Consider the following 20273-nt stretch of genomic DNA (forward strand, 5'->3'; position numbering starts at 1 on the left):
AATCTTCTTTCAATTTAAAGTAAAGGTAATGTGGATTAATAAACTGATAAATCAAGAGTTTAATACATTGGCTTATTACTTCGAGATTTAGTTCTTAAGTACTTCTTTAGTTACTCTAAAATAAAGAATTCTTTTCCCAAAATAAGCGGATGAAGCGATAAGAAACAAACATATAAGGATAAATAAATCGTAATGCAACAATGAATCATATTTTAATGAGGAAGGAGGAGTAAAGCTGACCGCAATTGAAATAATAATGCCAATAAATCCGAGAATGGATGATAAGACAATGCACAAATAATATTGATCTTTTTCTTGCCAAGATAAGTGTATTGCACCAGCAAACATAAACCCATACATTAACAAGTACATTTGAGTAGCCAGAGTAATCATAAACCAATAGGAGGCATTAACACTGGGTAATAATAAAAAAAGTGTACTAATAAATGATACACCACATGCTTGCATAACTAGTAATCTAGAGGAGGATTGTTTCGAAATAGGGAGCTCATCACTTGCAAACAGAAGGCCCTTAACTGGGGAAATAAGCCAATTATTGGCACATCCAATACAACCAATGACGATTAAAATATTAACTATCAAACTTAATTTCGCACATTGGATTTGAGTGAAGAAAACTTGAAATAGCTGGGGAATGCCACTAATAAAATTCAATTGATTCGGTGAAAGTAGCATAGCTAAAGTCAAAGAGCCAAAGAGCATCGTAACAAAAATAATAATCACTGAAAGAGCAATCGCCTTAGGTAATGAGCCTGGTTTGCAATCTTGCGCATGAACCCCAGCAATTTCAATGCCACAAAAAGAAAGTATTATTGCCGTTAGGGATCCCCATGAATCTTGATGGGAAGGTGTTATAAGGTTAAGCGATTGGGGATGAATAATCATCCCTATAAATCCTATAGCTAGGATTAAAATAAAGGGGATTAAAAGTCCCATTATAGAGCAAACAATAGTCAGGCGATTGGAAAAATTGAGTCCTTTTATATTAATCCAAGTCAAACCCCAGATGAGAAGATTAATTATAATAAAAAGAAGCATTTTATTTTCAACAAGATCCGGATTGATGCAGTACAAAAACGCACCCGCTATAAAACTGAAAAAGGTGGGATAAATAAGGATGTTTTGCATCCATTGGAACCAAATAGCGAGAAACCCAGCTTTTTTCCCCAGACTATTTTTTACCCAGCCATAGATCCCTTCGTCAAATTTAGTGGAAAACCAGCCTGCAATGATGGCGCTGGGTAATAAAAAGAAAAATAATGCCAAGCCGAAATACCAAAAAATATCTGTCCCAACCAATGCAGCAGCAGGCAGGTTACGAATGCTGTCTACTGAACCCACGGTCGTTAAAGTCAAACTAAAAATAGTAAGCTTTTTATTCATTAAAATCTTAGGGATAAACAGCTCAAACCACCATCAATTTTACGAAATTCGCTTACATCTACGGTGATCACTTGGAAGCCAGAATTAAGAACCATTTCAACTGAATGTGGGAAACCTTGAGGCATAATGATGGTGTTATTAACATTAATGGAATTCGCGGCGTAAGCTTCACAATCATCAATAACCAATTGTTTTAATGATTGAAAAGCCGGATGATTAATTAATTCTCCATTGACGAGTACACAGCCATCACCCAGATATGAAACTCCAGTTTTTAGATGTAAAAATTTGTTCAATTCAATCACGGTACTTTTAAAACCATATTGTGTCAGTAAAGCCGTTAATTGTGCCGCCCCTTCTTTATTAGTTCGTTGCGAAAGCCCTATATAGAAATGATCTTCTACTTGCATCACATCACCAGCTTCCAAGGTTCCAGGGGCAGTAATTTTATGGATGTTTGCTTTGTAAAAAGTTTGAATACACGGTTCAATTAAATTTACCTCTTCCTCTCTTGATAGGGCCCCTGGACGAGTGAGGAGGGCAAATCTATCTGTAAGGAGTGCAGGGTCCTCAACAAAGCACGAATCAGGAAATGGGTCCAAGGCAGGTAAAACAGTTACTTCGAGGCTACAGCGAGCCAAGGCATTGATGTAACTTTGATGTTGTTTGAGGGCTTTTCTATAATCCGGTTGACCTAACTCGATTGTGGATGTTAATCCATGAATTAAATTGGAAGACGGTGTTCGTACAATTGCCTGTTGAAACATATTAATCATAATCCCTTGGAATAAGTAAATTGAAATCCTTGATGTTGATAGTCCCAAATATTAAGAGCCAAAGCAAGGGAATAGAGTGCTTTATCCTCCGTATTGAGTTCAAATTTTAATTACCGCAGCACCTGTAAACCGCCCGTGACGTAGATCCTCAAGTGCTTGATTAACTTCTCTTAATGGATAGACATGAACTTCTGTTTTAACAGGAATTTTCGGTGCGAGCGATAAAAACTCCTCCCCATCCTTTCGGGTTAGATTTGCTACAGAACACAGAGTCCGCTCTCCCCAAAGAATATTATAAGGAAAACTAGGAATATCACTCATATGAATTCCAGCACAAACTACTATCCCTCCTTTTTCTATATTACCAAGTGCACGCGGAACAAGTGTTCCTACAGGTGCAAAAATGATTGCAGCATCTAAAGGATGAGGTGCCTCTTGGTTTGAATCTCCTACCCATACCGCGCCTAGACTATATGCAAACTCCTGTGCCTGCTTATCACCAGGACTGGTAAAGACATAAACCGATCGTCCTTGTTGTTTCGCTACTTGGATAAGAATATGTGCTGCTGAGCCAAACCCATATAATCCTAAAGTTTTTGCATCATTTGTTTTTAATAAAGCCCTATAACCAATCAAACCTGCACAAAAAAGCGGGGCTGCCTGATCATCAGAATAACCCTCAGGTATAGGAAAACAAAATCGCTGGTTCGCTACACAATATTCTGCAAAGCCACCATCAATTTGATAACCAGTAAATCGGGCGTGATCACAAAGATTTTCATGCCCAGATTTACAAAACAGACATTGGCCACAGCTCCCACCTAACCAAGGGACTCCAATTCGTTGCCCAATAGTAAAAGGGATATTCACTGAACCAATTTTTTCGATGGTGCCAACAATTTGATGACCCGGTATTAGAGGAAGTTTGGGGTGATTTAATTCACCATCTACAACATGTAAATCGGTACGACAGATCCCACAGGTATGCACTTTAATGAGCACTTCATTTTCTTGAGGTTCAGGTTTTTTTATTTTTTTATAGATTAACTTTTGGCCTGATTTTTCCATAATCATTGCATGCATCATAATATGTTCCTTAACTTGAGTACGCGAAAATGCGAATGATATTTATTACTGTAGACCAATTAATACTATTTTGACTTGACAAAATACTTTTGTATATCAAACTGTATTTGGTGTATTTCGTTAATGGAAAATTAATATAGGACGGAGTCGATAACATGAATGCGCTATTAAAATGGAAAAAAGGAACACCTATTTCAATTGAACATCCTCATAATCCTTTTTTAAGTCTTCAACAGGAAGTGGATAAAGCATTCCAGGATTTTTATGAAATGTTTTCACCAAACAGAAGCATGGAACAATTTGAGAATCTAAATCTTATGCCTTCCATGGATTTGGTTGAGGATAAAGATCACTTTACCATCCAAATGGAAATGCCTGGCATGGATGAAAAAGACATCACTGTATCTTTAAGGGACAATTCGCTTACTATTACAGGTGAAAAATCAACTTCTAAAAAAAATGAAAAGAAAAAATATATTTCTCGAGAAATTAGTTATGGTAAATATGAGCGTTCACTCTCTTTACCCTCAACAATAGATATAAATAAAGCCAAAGCAACTTTTAAAAAAGGAATGCTATGGATAGAGCTACCCAAGAAAGCAGAAGCTAAAGGGAAATCTCGAGACGTAAAAATAGAAACTGCAAAATAGAATAAAATGCCCCACGATTATGGGGCGTAATGCTCATGTGACAAAATGACCACGTTCCAAGTGGATTATGAATTATTATAATAGGCATAAAGATGAGTTACATCGAAAATCAGGTCTTTGATGAGATAACAATTGGTAAATCAGCGAGTCTAATACGCACATTAACTTCAGAAGATATCCAGCTGTTTGCCATCATGTCTGGAGATATTAATCCAGCGCATGTAGATGCAGAGTACGCTAAAAATGATATGTTTCACAAAATTATTGCTCATGGTATGTGGAGCGCATCACTTTTATCTACTATATTGGGAACAGAGTTGCCAGGCCCCGGCACCATTTATTTAGAACAAACTTTAAAATTCGAACATCCTGTGACTCTAGGAGACACCATCACCGTCACACTTAAGGTAGTGAATAAAATACCGGAAAGACACATTGTGGAGTTTGATTGTAAAGGCGTTAACCAACTGGGAAAAACAGTTATTTGTGGTCGTGCAAAGGTAATAGCACCAACCACAAAAATTAAAAGAGTCTGTATTGAGTTGCCTAAAGTTGAGCTTAAACCAAAACAAGAACATTGGTATCACCATTTAATTATGGAAAAAAACGCTCTAGAACCACTTAAAACGGCTGTGGTTCACCCTGTGGATGTACTCTCGCTTAAAGGAGCAATTGCTTCGGCCGAAGAGGGATTAATTATACCGGTTCTCGTGGGCCCGAAACAAAAAATTCTTGAGGCCGCTAAAGAAGCTAATATTGATATTTCGGCTTACGAACTTATTCCTACTAGACATAGTAATGAAGCTGCTGAAACTGCGGTAAAACTAGCTGCAGCACAAAAAGTTGAAGCGATAATGAAAGGAAAACTTCATACAGAAGAATTGATGAAACCTATTGTCGCTAAAGAAAATGGATTACGTACAGGGCGCCGTATGAGCCATGTATTTTCTCTTGAGGTACCTAATTATCCTAAACCTATTTTTTTGACCGATGCCGCAATCAATCTATTTCCAAATCTCAGTGAAAAACGTGACATCGTACAAAATGCGATTGATCTATTTCATGCACTTGAACTAGGTACCCCTAAAGTTGCAATTCTTTCTGCAGTTGAAACCGTAAATGAAAAAATTCCATCCACACTGGATGCCACAGCATTGTGTAAAATGGCGGAGCGCGGACAGATTACAGGGGGTATTTTAGATGGTCCCTTAGCTTTTGATAACGCTATTTCTATGGATTCAGCACGTGAAAAAGGTATTTTTTCTCCTGTTGCGGGTAATGCGGATATCTTAGTAGTTCCTGACATTGAATCAGGTAATATGCTTTACAAACAAATGACTTATTTGTCAGGTATAGAAGCCGCTGGGATGGTATTGGGAGCTCATGTTCCCATTATTTTAACCAGCCGAGGTAGCGATGAATTATCACGAAAAGCATCCTGTGTTATGGCTTTATTGTATGCACGTAGAAAAAAATAATGAAATCAGAACAATTTGATGAAGCAGTATTAGTAATTAATGCAGGTTCTTCCAGCATTAAATTTAGTCTCTTTATTTCTTCTTTAACTATAATTTATCATGGTGAAATAGAAAGTATTTTTAAACATCCTCAAATAACCATTTCCAATGCACAACAGGAACAGATTGCTAATACATCCATTTCATCACCGGGGTATGAATCTGCATTGAGATTTTTATTTGAATGGATAAAGCATTTACCTACACGGTATATTTTAAAAGCGGTTGGGCATCGCGTAGTTCACGGGGGACGTTTTTTTCATGATCCCATATTAATTAATAAAGATTCTATTGAAAAATTAACCTCTTTAAATCCTTTGGCACCACTTCACCAACCCCATAATGTAGCGATTATTGAGAGTATCTTGAAGCTTTACCCTGAACTTCCACAAGTTGCATGTTTTGATACATCATTTCATCAAACCCAAGACAAATTAGCTACTCTTTTTGCTATACCCAGGAAATTAAGTGAGGAGGGAATAATTCGCTATGGATTTCATGGTATTTCTTATGAGTACATTGCTTCCGTTTTACCTTCAGAAATCAAAGATAAAAAAGTAATTGTTGCTCATCTGGGTAATGGTGCGAGCATGTGTGCGATGGAACATTGTAAAAGTGTTGCTACCTCTATGGGATTTACTGCCTTAGAAGGTTTAATGATGGGAACTCGCTGTGGTGAAATTGATCCCGGGGTAATTTTATATTTACTCCAGGAAAAAAAATTATCTGTAGAAGAAGTGAATACCCTTTTGTATAAGAAATCAGGACTATTGGGAGTTTCTGAAATCAGCAGTGATATGCGCGAACTTCAAGCCAGTAAGGATGAAAGGGCAGTTGAGGCAGTTGATTTATTTTGTTATCGGGCAGCACGAGAATTATGTGCTCTAGCCAGTAGCTTGCAAGGATGCGAGGCAATCATTTTTACTGCCGGCATTGGTGAACGCTCAGCGCCAGTAAGAAAAAAAATATGTGAACGTCTGACTTGGCTGGGAGTAATATTGGATGATCAGGCAAATTGCACTCATACTGCAGTAATTAGCCATCCTCATAGTAGAGTATTCGTAGGTGTTATTCCTACTAATGAAGAATATATGATTGCAAAACATACATTGAATCTGATTTAGATCCATAACTATCTGGAGTTATTATGTTTCAGTTTTTTATAAGGTTACTTTTAGTGATTTCCGGATCAATCGCGAGCTGGTTTGTTGCGCATGATGAACTCCGATTTCCTATCGTTCAAATGGTAATTTCAGTTATTTTATTTACTCTCATTATCGCTATCATTGCTTTTTGGCCGGAATTAAAAAATTGGTTTAAAGGAATTGGCAAAAAGCATTAAAGGTCGCACGTCTCTATTATTTTACATCAGGCTTTTCTTTTGGTTCCTCATCCGTAAGTTCTTCTATTCTGGATTCCATTTTTCTCATGTGTGGTAAAGATTCGATAGTCTTAAGCATATACTCACGAATAGCATCGATATCATTAACTGGAATATCGCTTGGCACATGTGAAAATACATATGTTTCATCATCATTTTCATACATATTATTGAGTAGTTCCAATAAACCTGATTTTGCTAAATATTTTGCTTCATGCATCGTAATTACTCTACCCTCAGGAGGAATAAGTCCTATATCTCGATTTCTTTGATTAACTAAATCATACTCGTCAGCAAGATAGGCATCATGCTCAGCAAACCCAACTTTTACAGAACACACCCTGAGTTTGTATTCTGGATTTTCAAAACTTACTTCATGCAAAGGGGTATTGATACTCGTCCAACTACATAATATTTGACCTGGTACTGTCAAAAGATGAATGTCTTTTACATCATTTAGTTCTAATCCAACATATTTTTTTCCAAAATTTCGAATCATGGTAATTTCTATGTTTTTCCCTGCTGTTTCTATGACATCCGTAAGCCCTTGAAATTCTGTATTCATTTCTGTTTCTAAGTCATAGCGCTTTTTAAAACGCTTATATAACTCTTCATGAGTCCCCAGGATTTCTTTAGGGTTAACAAAAAAAGGGGGTAAATTGGTTGTGACAATTGCTCCGGAGCTAGGAACTATAGTACTCATGCTTGCATAGGTACCACCAACTTGTAATGATGGAGTAAAAGCACCAAATTTGGTTGTATTATTCAGAATGACATGCTCAGGAATGTTATAATGATCCTGTTTCTGTTTGCTGGGCGCACAGAGAAATCTTCTTCTTTTTAAAAAATCAGCAACTTCATGATTGCTCATACCTCTAAATATGAATTGTTTTTTATGTTCCCTTTCTAGACGCGTAACAAATTTTGGAAATGGTTCATGACTTGAATGCAAATTTGTTTTATATACCGTTTTAAAATCTTTTAAAATGGAACTATTGCGTGTATTTAGGTAATTTAGTACAACATTAGAGTATGAAGACCCACTTTGGTGTTGCTTTACGCGACCGAAAAATTCTCTTGCTTTCATCAAAAGCACTCCAACGATTTTCAATGATCGATTTTGTTATCTTTGATTATAATTATAGCACCGCGGTTAAATTATGCTCTTAATGCAACTGTAGGTAAGCAGAGATGTCCAAGGTTAAGAAGTTGAATACAATAAAACAAAATGTTAGGAGAAGGTAATGAAACAACATGCGCAAGGATTTTTAAAACTAGTAGCTGAGTCTAAAAAACGTATTACCGAAATACCCCCCAAAACACTAAAAGAAAAAATTGATCGGCAAGAACCGCTGCATCTTATAGATGTGCGTGAGTCAAATGAATGGGATACTGGACATATTCCTACAGCAATTCACTTAAGTAAGGGCATTATCGAACGAGATATTGAAAAGAAAATTCCAGATTTGAACGCTCCAGTTCTTGTTTATTGTAGTGGGGGATTTCGAAGTGCCTTAGTAGCAGACAACTTACAAAAAATGGGTTATTCCAATATCTTATCGTTAGAAACCGGACTACAAGGCTGGCTTGATAATGGATATTCGTTACAAAAATAGACGGCGTGGAGCTATCAAATAGGAAATACCAAAAATCGATTCGCTTAACCGAGTAATAAGAGGTTAAGCGTTTCAAAGATAAATTCTACTGAGTCAATCGCTTAAAATTGATAATATATTCGTTGTTCCAATGCCAATTTCTTTCCTGATTTGTGGTAATGACCAAGGACTGAACTTTCTTAGCATCTAATTCGTTATTTCTTTTATAAAGCATTGAGAATTCGGCAGTATTTTCAATAAGAGGTGAAATGAGAAACATTGATTTCGCCATATTAGCCACAAGACGATATTGTTTGGTGCGACCATTGTTAAGATTCATAGTAATGTGCAATTGTTGCGGTTTAAAGAGAATGGTCGCTAATGTTCCCAAAAGAGTAGGAGTTAGCTTAATTTCAGCAAATAATAAATCGCTTTCTGGTAGTTGGACTGTTTCACCAAGCAAATGAGATTCTTTTTTTAACACAATAACTTCTTTTGGATATTCATATTTCTTTTTTCTAAGAAATAGAAAATTATTATTGTAATGAATAGGTTGATAATTCAACAGCAGTAAAGGCCAACTTGCACCATCTTCCAAAGAGGGAACTCGTTGATCTATAGGTTCAATTTTAAAAATAATATTATCAGGCTTGTACTTCCCCTGAAGATGTTTTTTATTATTACTTGCCAGACTTGCATTAAAAACAGAATAGCTCTGAAAAGTTGGCCGAGGTGCCCATGTATTCTGTGAGGATAATAGATAAGCTTGATCGTATGAGTAAATGTCCGTAGTGCCTTGTAAAATGGGGAAAGCCGCTTGCTCACGTATGAAATTCATACTAAATGAAAAATTTTTTTCGAGCCAGGAGAAATCCTGAATTCTATTCTTTAAACCATGCCAGGCTGAGGAGGAAGTAGAGATAAAGTTATTCCGGATGGATATGTGGGTATACTGACTATTGATGTAATACCAAGTGTTCAATGAAAAAATGACGAGCAGATAACTGATCCAGGTATTTAAAATCAGGGATAAAAGTAACGTTGCAAGCATAATGGAGGTTCCCGGGATAAAGGCATGACCAAAATGACGAGTAAAACCGGTTTTAAAAGAAACAAACAAAAAAATAATATATGCGCCTAGCAAGAATATTTTTGTAGTAAGGCGTATTTGTTTATTCCCTGAAATGGTTAACAAAATTAACAGGCAAGTAAGCAAATATAAAATGACTTCACTAATATTACCATTAGAAGACATGGCTTCAGTAAATCCTGATGCTATAAAAACCGAACTGATGAGGTAATCAGGTAATGTAAGTAGAGATTGTCCCGCGACCAACCAAAATAAAATAATTGATATTAAAGGAGAAATAAGACAAATTAGTGCAATTTTTTTTTCTTTATAAGCAAGAAAAAAAATGAAATAAAGAAAAAGTATAAGTAAGCAAATAATTAACATGGACCCTTTTACTAAGGCCAGTAGCCCAAATGGAGCGAAGAGAAGAAAAGCAAATAATAGACGATAGTTGCGAGTAAGCCTATGTTCCAAATAGATGATTTTGAAACTGCATAATCCTGCAAGTAATGGATAAGAAAAAAACAAAGAGTCCCGCGAATAAATCATCCCTAGAAATGGTACGCAATAAATTAAAGTCCAATACCATCTCTTTTTTTGCATTAAAAAAAATAAACAAACCCAGTACATGAGTGCGAGGTAAAAACATCCTAAAATCATCATGAGATCAGTTGCTGGATGATAGGCTTTTGTATACAGAGACGAATAGGGGCCTAGGGTAAATATTATTTCCTTACCAAAAGCCAACCCTTGAGCGACTGCTTGGTTTAGTCCCAGTGCCCATGAAGGATCGATCCCCGAAGCAGGCATTTTGGGAGAAAAGGGCACAAAAGCAATTATAAGAATAAGTAACAACAAGAGCTGACTTAAAAAATCAAAGGGCTTATGCGCTTGTGCAAGCAGTCTCCTTGATATATTCCTCACTATAGCATCCATAATCTTTTTTTGTGGTAGTTTAGCTTGGGTGGTATAAGGGAACAATACTTTTCAAATTTATGGCTTCTCTTTGTGGCCTTTATCATGCGAATCATAGAATCAGGAAATCCTTTTGTTGTAAACGCGTATGGATGACGTAAGTGTGCACTCCAGATACTTCATACAGCCATACTCAGGTGACTCAATTGCGTTGACGGAATAAGGGTAGTATGAGTTCTTCCTTCATGACATTCTTGGTTTTGCAGTGAAAGGTTCTTCCTCAGACCGAGTAGGAATCAGCGATTCCTCTAATTTGTAGGTTCTTTTTATTGCCGAAGCCTCAGCAATTGCTGCACCTGTAGCAACTTCCAGATCTAAAGGGGATAGTGTCAAAAATCTTTGCAACCTGTTTAAGGCTTGCGAAAAACTAGTTATTTGTCCATTACTTGCTTCTTCTAATGTTTTTCCTTGATACGCATTATTGAGCATGGGGATAGAGTATTGCTCTAGTCTTTTTGCAACACTCATTGCTTGAAATGCTAGAAGCGATAAATTCCATCCAACTAAATTCGTTTCGTTTTGATATTGAAGTAATTCTTGATAAACATTTGCTAAAAGTAAGTACCCTGCAGATAAATAATATTTTGCAGCAAGTTGGGCATAAAAAATTATCTTTTCTGCAATCTTTTCATCAAATTTATAGTGTAATAGCTCTAGCCCCCCCTTGCATAACGCATTTAAGGCAAAAAAACATCCATAAAGACCAGACGCCGCCAAAAACTCCTCCGCATTGTCATATAATTCTTGTGTATGCTCCATGTCTTTAAAAATTTTTTTAAAATTTTCATAAAGATAAAGACCTTTTAGTAGATCAAAACATGAGGAAATCGTAGGCATGGGTTGATATTCGTGCACAGCCTCAGAGTTTATAGAAGCATTTTCTTTCGGATTAACACCACAAAGACGCCACATGTCCTCCCAGTGAGATTTTAATTCAGGGGCTTTACATATTGCATCAATTTCAGGATTATTCATCGCAAGTTTGAATAACAATTCATGATCTGCTTGTGCGATTATTTGATAAAAAAAATCGGGATCCAATCGTTTTTTTAGGCTTAATAACTTGGTCTGCTGGTAATTTTCTTGATCATTTAACTCAAGAAATTTAGCTAATAGCATGTTGATTCCAATTGAGTCGTTAAAAGAGCATACAAAATATTTACTATTTTTTACGCATAAGAAAGAACATAAGACTCTTATGTTTTTATCTCTGCAATTAATTGTACACCTTGTTCCTCTTTTTCTATAGTGTCCTTAGATGTTTTCTTTGCATGAACAGAGGATACGAGAATATCCGCATCTTTTGATGTTCTTTGTGGGCCAAGCCAGGATAAAAGTTTTTGTCTCGATTGGGTTGGAACAGGTTTACTGTCTGTTTTTAATGCTAGATGTCCATGTCCTTTTATTTCAATGATTTCATCTAACTGATGTTTCTTTAGAAGTGCTAAAATCATTGAGTGGGAAGCCCCACACGTACTTGTTTTTCTTGCTTCTAACAAATCCTCTACAAAACAGGCAGCCACTTTTGGTTCAACACCGGATTTTTCTAAGTATTTAATAATTAAATATTGACTGTCCATGTTGGCATTAATACTATTTGGATCGAGACCACGCCAAAAATTATAACTCTTGATTTGCGCTCGGGAAGGGGGCATTGATCCTGGACCTACATCACCACCAATGTTTTCGGATTTAAGCCATTTCCAGGTTGCATCCATATATTCCTTTTCTCGTACTGCCATCGCTGCTGCGCCAAAGAAAAATACTTTTTTATCCGCTGAGCATACATGAAGAACCATATTATTTTTATCATAAACAAGTGATACATCGGCCTCGATTTCCTTGCAAATATTTCTCATACGATTATCATCTTGACCAACAGAGTAAATAAGTTGATCACATTCAATAGTGAAGGCTTTTGTTTTTTTCTGAGCAGCGGAGCTTTCAGTTGTAAAGGTTAATAATAAGCTTCCATTAATTTGCTGTTCAATTTTGATTAATTCGGCTTGAATTAAATCTCCACGGGATTTTGCTGTGCCTAATGCAGTCGTAGCGAGTTTTCCTGTACCCGCTTTATCAAATTGCTTTGCAATCCAGATAACAGAGTTTTGTTGATTTGTTTTATTAAACTCCATATTTTCAGTGCGTTTATCATGACCAAAAAAACCCTTCCTGTAGCAGGCAGCGGCGGTTCCCCCACCTCCGTAGATCACTAATTTTCTTGGTGCTTTAACTCGTTCCTCTGTATCCGTTAAAATAAATTGATTACCATCGACAATCGGTGTGAATCCTTTCTTAGAATCAAATTTGTTTAAATGATTGAACTCATCCGATGAGAGTAATGAGCCAGAAATGATATTTCGTGCAGGACCGAGGCCTGTGCATATGTTGAGTTCATTTGCATAGATATTCTTAGTTCCATTAGGCGTCTCTACTATCACACGATATTCATGATCTGAGGATTGCCAATCATTTAAATGATTACTTCTTTTTTCAATTTTTGATACAAATGCACGTAACAGAGGAGCTTCAGTAAAACCAAGATTCACTTGATTTGCTTGATAGACATGTCGACCATTTGCATGAGGATTTTTTCGATAATACTCTGTAGATAAATAGATAGAGGGATTTTCTTTACATGTTGTTCGCTCAAGGATGCTATAAGGTTGGGCAAGGGTATAATTATGTCTCCAACTACCAGAATCTTCACCTATCATTAAAACTGGCGGAAGATCACCCTTAGCTAAGAGTGTTTGGCTGGTCCCATGATGTGCTTTATATTGTTCAAGCCAAAGGGTAGTTCCCGTATCACCCGAACCGATTATTATCTGTGGAACTACAGCAAACTCCTTATTAGTTAACACACGTAAAATCTCGTTAGAAATTTGCTGGACATTTTCCTGAGCCATTTCTAGACGATCATAACCTTTTGTTACTTTAGTTAAATCATCTTCAACTAGCGTCTCAACAGAGGATTTTTTTGTTGTTCCAACTGATATTCTTGTTTTTTCCGCGCCAATAAACTGATCTATGAGTTCTTCTTTTAGTGTAATGTTATATGCATAGATACTATTGTAAGTTTTAATTGCTTTTTTGAGTATTTGAATGCATTGTTCCGGGGTGTAGGTTTCTTTGAAAATTTGTGGATTTCTGCGAATTTGTTCAATAAGTTGAGAAAAATGGGTAATTAAATCTTGAGTAGTACGAATTAAATTATGATTTAACAAAACACAAATAGAGTTTATTTCACTTTGTCTTATGTCTTTAGGAAGGGAGCTTTTACCCATATATTACCTCTCGGATCTGCCCATTACACGAACACATGGTCTGTAATTTTACCAATTAAATCTTAAGAGAATATTAATCAAACAGAATGGTTATTCATTTTTCTTTAGAAAAAGAGGATTTCTGAGGAAGAAATATTAAAAATATTGGCATTTAAAACTTAACTTAAATAAGATAACACTAAATTCCGAGGGTGCTTTTTGTAAATGTCACGAACTGAACGATTATTAGACTTAATTCAGATATTAAGACGGCATCGGTTCCCAGTCCGTGGTGTAACGCTTGCCCAAGAGTTGGGAATTAGTCTTCGTACTTTGTATCGAGATATTTCGATGCTTAAAGGACAAGGGGCTGAAATTGAAGGCGAAGCAGGTATGGGGTATATGTTGCGCCCAGGATTTACTCTTCCTCCACTTATGTTTACCCCAGAAGAAATTGAAGCTATAGTTCTTGGTTCACGATGGGTAGCGGATCGAACAGACACTCAACTCAAATTTGCTGCACAAAATGCACTAGCTAAAATTGCAGCGGTATTGCCTAATGAATTACGAGAACAACTAGAAATATCTGGACTTCTTATAGCTCCAGGCATAGTTGCCGAAAGTAAAGATTCTGATTTAATTTTAATTAGAAAAGCAATACGTTTGGAAAGAAAACTACAACTGCTCTATCGAGATGTAAATGAACATTCATCAAAGCGGATTATCTGGCCATTAGCACTAGGTTTTTTTGATCAAGTTCGTATTCTTATTGCGTGGTGCGAACTAAGGCAGGATTTTCGACACTTTAGAACAGATCGTATTATTGAATTAAATCTAACAGAAATGGGTTATCCTGAACGTCGCCAACCGCTTTTAAAAAAATGGAAGGCAACTTTTGCAACCAATAAATCCAAGTAAATAAAATTAATTTTATGAAAATTAGTGTGTTGATTTATTTTTCTTTAAGAATACGTTAAAACTATTCTAATAATCCAATATTGAGTTGCAATTTTATGCTTGAAGCATTTAAACACGAGTTCCATCATATTAGTATTCCACCTTTTCTGTATGGTACAGCTTGGAAAGAAGAGCGAAGCCAAGAGCTTACTTTTCAGGCATTAAAAAACGGATTTACTGGAATTGATACAGCAAACCAACGTATGCACTATTTTGAAGAAGGAGTAGGGCTTGGAGTTCAGCAATTTTTAAAAGCCAGTGGAAAACAACGCAATGAGTTATTCTTGCAAACAAAATTCACACCCGCCCATGGTCAAGATGAGCGCAAACCTTTTGAGGAAACCGATTCATATAAAGAGCAAGTGATACAATCATTTACAAGCTCACTAGAACACTTACAAACCGATTACCTTGATTCATACATTCTTCATGGTCCCTCTTATAATTCGGGGATTGTTCAAGACGATCTAGATATTTGGAACGCAATGGAGGATTTATATCATGAAGGAAAAATCAAATTACTTGGTATTTCAAATGTGAATTTAGATCAACTAGATGCCCTTTATCATGCTGCACGGGTAAAACCTGCTTTCGTTCAAAATCGTTGTTTTGCCAGTACGCAATGGGATTTAGCAATTCGATTATTTTGTAAAAATCATGGAATAATTTATCAGGGATTTTCTTTGCTCACAGCAAACCAAACTTATTTAATCACTAATATTATGCATCAGCTTGTGAAACATTATAAAAAATCGATACCACAAATTATTTTTCGATTCGCATTGCAAATTGGGATGGTTCCCTTAACTGGAACTAGCAGTGAACAGCATATGAGAGAAGATTTGGATCTGGACTCATTTGAACTTACAGCAGACACAATAAAACTTATCGAAGAAATAAGTATGAAATAACTGTGCTCTACTGACAAAAACTGTCACTAGCTTCAATTATATTGGTAAATATTGTTGCTGCTATGCAGCTGTGTGGTTTCAAATTAAGAGAGAACTGGTTATGAAAAACATTACACCCGAGCTTGTTAAAATAGAGTCATTTACTGTTATGGGATTAAGTGAGCGAACCCGCAATTTCGACGAATTTAATCCTCAAACTGCAAAACTTCCAGAACTTTGGAACAGATTTTATGCGTCAAAAATTCAAACACAAAAATCTCATGTACCGATATATGGAGTCTATTCGGATTATGAATCAGATTGTAATGGCTTTTATACTGTCACTGCAGGAGTTGAACTTGATAATTCGGCAATAATAAATCATTTTAATACCACCAGAGTAAATAAAGGGAATTATCTTGTTTTTAAAAACACCGGTCCTATGCCAAAAGCAATTATCGAAACCTGGCAAGCAATCTGGGCTTATTTTGAAACCCAGTCCAATATTATCAGAACGTATGAGACGGATTTTGAAGTGTATGAGAGGCAAGATCAATGTGCTATCTTCATTGGCGTTAAAACCTAAGGGAACCTCACCTTTTTAATAAATTTCAACCTCACTGCAGCTTGTCCTCGAAATCCGGAGCATCTTGAAAGGATTAAAATTCTGATTAGGAGGGGAGTTGTTTGTTGATCCAGCCAAAAATATAGAACTGCTTAGAAACCGAACGTCTGAAGGATTCAAAAATTAATACGTTTAATTTATAAATGATTTAGCTCCTTGGTGCAGTGAAATAAATTATTTGGTAATTTCCACTACACCAACTTTACTTAATTTACTATGCAATTGTTCTAATAATCCCGCCATCCACACGAATACTCGCTCCATTGGTAGCAGAGGATAATGGACTGCATAAGAATACAACCATATTGGCGATTTCTTCAGGGGAGGCAAATCGCTTGATTAGCGAAGTGGGTCTTAAATCTTCAAAAATATCTTTCTCAATTTGTTTTGTTGATTTATTTTGCTGTTTACCAAGATCGTTTACAAATTGGCTAATACCCTCGCTACTGGTCGGTCCAGGAAGAACTGCATTAACAGTTACATTAGTTCCTTTTGTCGTCTCAGCCATTCCACGAGCAATGGCAAGCTGTGCTGTTTTACTCATGCCATAATGCACCATCTCGGGCGGAATTTGGACACCTGATTCACTTGAAATAAATATGATTCTGCCCCAGTTTTGCTCTAACATCGGAACCAAGTAATGACGACTTAAACGAACACCACTCATTACATTGACTTCAAACATATGCAACCATTCTTCATCGGAAATATCCACAAAGGGCTTTGTGTTATAAATACCAACATTATTGACCAGAATATCTACTGTGGGTATTTGTTTAAGTAATGTCTCTGTTTCTTTTTTTAGACTTAAATCAGAAGGCGCGGCAATTAAGTTGGCTTCGGGGTTGTGCGTTTTTATTTGTTGCATTGCCTCAGTGACCCTATTCTTAGTTCGCCCATTAATTACAACAGTTGCGCCTTCATGAGCTAATAGTTCCGCGATTGCAAACCCTATACCTGCAGTGGAGCCGGTAACTAACGCTGTTTTGCCTTTAAGTTTTAGATTCATGATTTATTTCCCTGAAATTTCGATTGAAATGAATAAATACCTATTCCATGTTTAAGAAAGCTTAACAAATATATTTTAATTGTTAATCTTTTTTATAAATAATTATTTAAGGAGATTGTATTTAAAGGAAAGATATTATTTACATTCCACATTTGAATTCGCACCGCTCAAGGTAGAGTCCTCATTAGGGTCTTTTTGATCATCTTTTTGATTACCTTTCATCACTTCCAGTTGATTTTTCATCTCTTCCAGTTGATTTTTCATCACTGATTGCAACGATTTTCGTGCAGAAAGTTCCCACCCAGCATTAAATGTTGCCCAACCTCGGGCTGTCAGGTCTGATTTTATGTCTATTTTTCCAAAAGAGGCCATAGACAATGCACCTAAAACAATATCTGTGACAGTTCCAGCAAAGATTTTTACTAACCCTCTTAAAACTGTTAGTTCTGGAAAGCTTATTTCAAGCTTATCATAAAGTTTTTGGTATCGGTCGATGTTTTTAGGCTTTTGGGTGTCAGGACTGAGCGACATTGACGTAGTTCTTACAGCGGTTTCCAACAACACACGTCTTCCACTAACACCCAATTTTGTTTGCTTATCTATTTCTTCTAAAATCATTTTTCCTTGGGTAAGGGCTTTTATTTTAGGAGAGTTTTGTTCAGTTCGAAGGTGTTCTTCTATTTCATCCAAACCTTCTCCTAACCGTTTTTTTAGCAAACTTTCGACGCGCTCATGGGGGCAATTATAGTCCCTCCATTCTATAAGCCATGCCTTATCGGAATTATTTTTGAGGTCGTTATAGTGTGCATTAACATAAGCATCAACAGCGTTCCAGATAAGCTTTCTATGATGATTCATACCACGACCTTTAACCATGGTGGGCGCGGCATGTAATGCTTCTTCAAACTCTTCCCGACTCATTGGTTTGTTTCCTACTTCCTTTTTCTGTTCGGAATCAGTTAAGTTAAAAGATTTCACCAGGTTATAATAAGCAGAGGCTACTCCACCTCGGTCAATTGCATCTTTACAACTGAAGTTAATACTTTTGGGGTTTAGAGATTCTATGATGTGATTTGGTAGTTGATATTTTACAAAATGGAACCAGACTGCCTGCCGTTCAGCTTCAGTTAATTCAGTTTTATCTGAATAACCTAAAGCCTTAAAGCTCTCATCAAGTAGTCCTTTTAAAACTTTGGCTTCAGTTTCGTGGGTATACTTGCCTCCATCCTTAAATATTTTTCTGCGAATTCGCTCACTGATGTGAAAGTCTTTTATTTTCATCAGTCCAGGAGGGGTGTGGTCTGAGCTTGCAATCATGCTCTTGGCTTGATCATCTGTAAGATGTATTAAGTCAGAGTCTTGCTCCTTTATATCTTTTAGATTTTTCTCAAATTGAGCAATGTTTTCTATGGGTACCTCTTTAGATTCCCCATCTGCATTAATATAGTACAGTGTTTTAATTTTATCATCGCTACAATATATATAACTTCCTTGATATTGAGTGAGATCTTCAGGTAATTTCTTCCTCAAATGGAGATCATATCCTTTAGATTCCTGTGCAATCCGTAAAAAATCTTCAATCACATTTTTTGAGTTATATTTTGTTGTGGTATCTGCATAGGCTTTTTGCCACATCAACCCCTTATCTGCAGGAAGGGTAATGACAGCTACATTTTTATATCCAGATATAGTTCCGTCTTCCTTTTGGTGTAGTTCAAGTGCTTCTAACTTTTGGGTTAATTCCTTTTCCTTTGTTCCTTCCAGACCGGTTCTATCGCGACCTAAAAGGTTGAAATAAATATGAGTTATTCTATCTTCATCTATCTCTCCATGATCAGCACTCTTTATTCGTTCTAGAGCGATAGTTCCTTCTGCTTGGTTGGGAGCTTGTTTTCCTGTTGCACTCAAGCGTGCCTCGAGTTCTTTTTTTGCTTGTTCTACCCTTGCGTCCTCTCTTTCGGCTTCAATTTTTAAAAACCGTTTGAATAATGGGCTTATGCGAACCTTACCTTCGTGACGTTGTCCTTGAGTACCAAAACGGTATTCTATAGGGCCATTAACATTGTAGCGATAACGTCTGATTGTTGACAAACTGGTTCCATGTTGTGGATGGTATTCCTTAGCCATCATGGCGGTAACCCGACCAACTGTAGAGCCCTCATATGCTGGTGAGTTGGATTTTTTATTGATCGGAGTTTCTTTATCGCTTACATGATTTGAAATGGATTTTTCAATGCTTGATGAGCTTGGATTCTGTTTTAAAGTTATTTCTCTAATATTGTCAAAAGTATCATTCAAAATATGATTATCATTTGCATAAAGAGAAAAAATAAATTCATCTAATGCATCTATCTCTTCTTCTATACGGTTTGCCTTTTCCTTCAAGTTACCAATTGTTTTTATAGAAGGTAAAACACCCATATTTCCAACATATGCTTTTTGTAACGAATAAGGAAGGTATGTGGGGTTAACTCGAATAGTTTCTTGGTATACTGCAAGTCGCTCGCGGTCAAGTAGCAAAGCTGCCCGAGGTTTATCAAAAATATTTTTAATATTATCTTCAAGATAATCAAAAAATTCGGTGTATAAATCAGCATATGGGTAGCTGGAGTCATAGGGAAGGTGACCTCCGTTGGAGGTAATCAATGTTTCAATTTGCGTGGGTTTAAGATTGAATTGCTTCAAACCCTTAACATTCATCTCTTGTAGGTTCTGATCAAATAAATCAAAATCCTTAATTTGTACTGACTCAGATGTACCATCTGATTTAATAAAATATAATTTTTTACTCTCTTGATTAGTGCAATATATATAGCTACCTGTATAGTTCGTTAAATCTTGAGGTAGTTGGGACATTACATTGAACTGGGGTTCTTGTAATGACGAGATGCTGTTAATAACATTTTCTGGAAGTAATTTTAAATCAATAACAGCACGAGGTAACTTCACGTGCCTCAAATAGCTAAAACAGTTTTTATTATGCAGTTTATCACTGGTTAATTTAATTTCTTCTTTTGAACCAGACATAACATTCTCGAATGGTAAATATTAAAGACTTATACTAATAGTC

17 protein-coding genes are annotated in these 20273 nt (G+C 36.3%); 8 read left to right on the top strand and 9 right to left on the bottom strand.

Annotated features, from left to right (window positions below; translation table 11 throughout):
• Nucleotides 1–87: 87 nt before the first annotated feature.
• From ACWTE2_RS17725 to ACWTE2_RS17735, 3 genes are all read right to left on the bottom strand, one after another.
• Entirely contained in the window at nt 88–1404 is a 1317-nt protein-coding gene (locus ACWTE2_RS17725) for an APC family permease (protein WP_454783696.1), read from the bottom strand.
• Entirely contained in the window at nt 1404–2180 is a 777-nt protein-coding gene (locus ACWTE2_RS17730; RefSeq protein WP_454783697.1) for a dimethylarginine dimethylaminohydrolase family protein, read from the bottom strand. The genes ACWTE2_RS17725 and ACWTE2_RS17730 overlap by 1 nt, the downstream gene beginning before the upstream one ends.
• Before the next feature lie 99 nt (nt 2181–2279).
• Nucleotides 2280–3263 carry a zinc-dependent alcohol dehydrogenase family protein gene (locus ACWTE2_RS17735; protein WP_454784419.1) on the bottom strand — a complete coding sequence of 328 codons (984 nt, stop codon included), beginning with the start codon at nt 3261–3263 and terminating at the stop codon, nt 2280–2282.
• A gap of 158 nt (nt 3264–3421) precedes the next feature.
• Here ACWTE2_RS17735 and ACWTE2_RS17740 point away from each other — a divergent pair, with 158 nt between their 5' ends.
• From ACWTE2_RS17740 to ACWTE2_RS17755, 4 genes are all read left to right on the top strand, one after another.
• Entirely contained in the window at nt 3422–3916 is a 495-nt protein-coding gene (locus ACWTE2_RS17740) for an Hsp20/alpha crystallin family protein (RefSeq protein WP_454783698.1), read from the top strand.
• A gap of 92 nt (nt 3917–4008) precedes the next feature.
• Nucleotides 4009–5394, top strand: coding sequence for a bifunctional enoyl-CoA hydratase/phosphate acetyltransferase (locus ACWTE2_RS17745; RefSeq protein WP_454783699.1), 1386 nt, complete (start codon nt 4009–4011; stop codon nt 5392–5394).
• The gene (locus tag ACWTE2_RS17750) at nt 5394–6557 is read left to right on the top strand and encodes an acetate/propionate family kinase (protein WP_454783700.1); all 1164 of its coding nucleotides are present in this window, start codon (nt 5394–5396) and stop codon (nt 6555–6557) included. Before ACWTE2_RS17745 ends, ACWTE2_RS17750 begins: the two co-directional genes overlap by 1 nt.
• A gap of 23 nt (nt 6558–6580) precedes the next feature.
• Nucleotides 6581–6775: a hypothetical protein gene (locus tag ACWTE2_RS17755; RefSeq protein ID WP_182390623.1), complete on the top strand. Its 195-nt coding sequence runs from the start codon at nt 6581–6583 to the stop codon at nt 6773–6775.
• 16 nt (nt 6776–6791) lie between these two features.
• Here ACWTE2_RS17755 and ACWTE2_RS17760 read toward each other — a convergent pair whose 3' ends face one another.
• Nucleotides 6792–7901, bottom strand: coding sequence for a hypothetical protein (locus ACWTE2_RS17760; protein ID WP_454783701.1), 1110 nt, complete (start codon nt 7899–7901; stop codon nt 6792–6794).
• A 157-nt stretch (nt 7902–8058) separates the two neighbouring features.
• On the opposite strand from ACWTE2_RS17760, the gene ACWTE2_RS17765 reads away from it, so the two are divergent.
• The gene (locus ACWTE2_RS17765; protein ID WP_454783702.1) at nt 8059–8430 is read left to right on the top strand and encodes a rhodanese-like domain-containing protein; all 372 of its coding nucleotides are present in this window, start codon (nt 8059–8061) and stop codon (nt 8428–8430) included.
• A gap of 85 nt (nt 8431–8515) precedes the next feature.
• Here the strand turns inward: ACWTE2_RS17765 and ACWTE2_RS17770 are convergent, their stop codons facing one another.
• The 3 genes from ACWTE2_RS17770 to ACWTE2_RS17780 all read right to left on the bottom strand — a co-directional run bounded on the left by ACWTE2_RS17770 (nt 8516) and on the right by ACWTE2_RS17780 (nt 13743).
• A complete protein-coding gene (locus tag ACWTE2_RS17770) occupies nt 8516–10405 on the bottom strand; it encodes a hypothetical protein (RefSeq protein WP_454783703.1) in 1890 nt (629 codons plus the stop codon).
• Between the two features lie 234 nt (nt 10406–10639).
• Entirely contained in the window at nt 10640–11575 is a 936-nt protein-coding gene (locus tag ACWTE2_RS17775) for a DUF5630 domain-containing protein (RefSeq protein ID WP_454783704.1), read from the bottom strand.
• Nucleotides 11576–11652: 77 nt separating this feature from the next.
• A complete protein-coding gene (locus ACWTE2_RS17780; RefSeq protein WP_454783705.1) occupies nt 11653–13743 on the bottom strand; it encodes a hypothetical protein in 2091 nt (696 codons plus the stop codon).
• Between the two features lie 204 nt (nt 13744–13947).
• Here ACWTE2_RS17780 and ACWTE2_RS17785 point away from each other — a divergent pair, with 204 nt between their 5' ends.
• The 3 genes from ACWTE2_RS17785 to ACWTE2_RS17795 all read left to right on the top strand — a co-directional run bounded on the left by ACWTE2_RS17785 (nt 13948) and on the right by ACWTE2_RS17795 (nt 16155).
• A complete protein-coding gene (locus tag ACWTE2_RS17785) occupies nt 13948–14640 on the top strand; it encodes a helix-turn-helix transcriptional regulator (protein WP_454783706.1) in 693 nt (230 codons plus the stop codon).
• Between the two features lie 95 nt (nt 14641–14735).
• Nucleotides 14736–15590, top strand: a complete 855-nt coding sequence (locus ACWTE2_RS17790) for an aldo/keto reductase family protein (RefSeq protein WP_454783707.1) — start codon at nt 14736–14738, stop codon at nt 15588–15590.
• A gap of 100 nt (nt 15591–15690) precedes the next feature.
• Nucleotides 15691–16155, top strand: coding sequence for a GyrI-like domain-containing protein (locus ACWTE2_RS17795; protein ID WP_454783708.1), 465 nt, complete (start codon nt 15691–15693; stop codon nt 16153–16155).
• 253 nt (nt 16156–16408) lie between these two features.
• Here ACWTE2_RS17795 and ACWTE2_RS17800 read toward each other — a convergent pair whose 3' ends face one another.
• Both ACWTE2_RS17800 and ACWTE2_RS17805 read right to left on the bottom strand, forming a co-directional pair.
• Nucleotides 16409–17203, bottom strand: coding sequence for an SDR family NAD(P)-dependent oxidoreductase (locus ACWTE2_RS17800; RefSeq protein WP_182390632.1), 795 nt, complete (start codon nt 17201–17203; stop codon nt 16409–16411).
• A gap of 135 nt (nt 17204–17338) precedes the next feature.
• Nucleotides 17339–20230, bottom strand: coding sequence for a hypothetical protein (locus ACWTE2_RS17805; protein WP_454783709.1), 2892 nt, complete (start codon nt 20228–20230; stop codon nt 17339–17341).
• Nucleotides 20231–20273: the final 43 nt, after the last annotated feature.

It is taken from the genome of Legionella nigrisilvae, assembly GCF_977063395.2.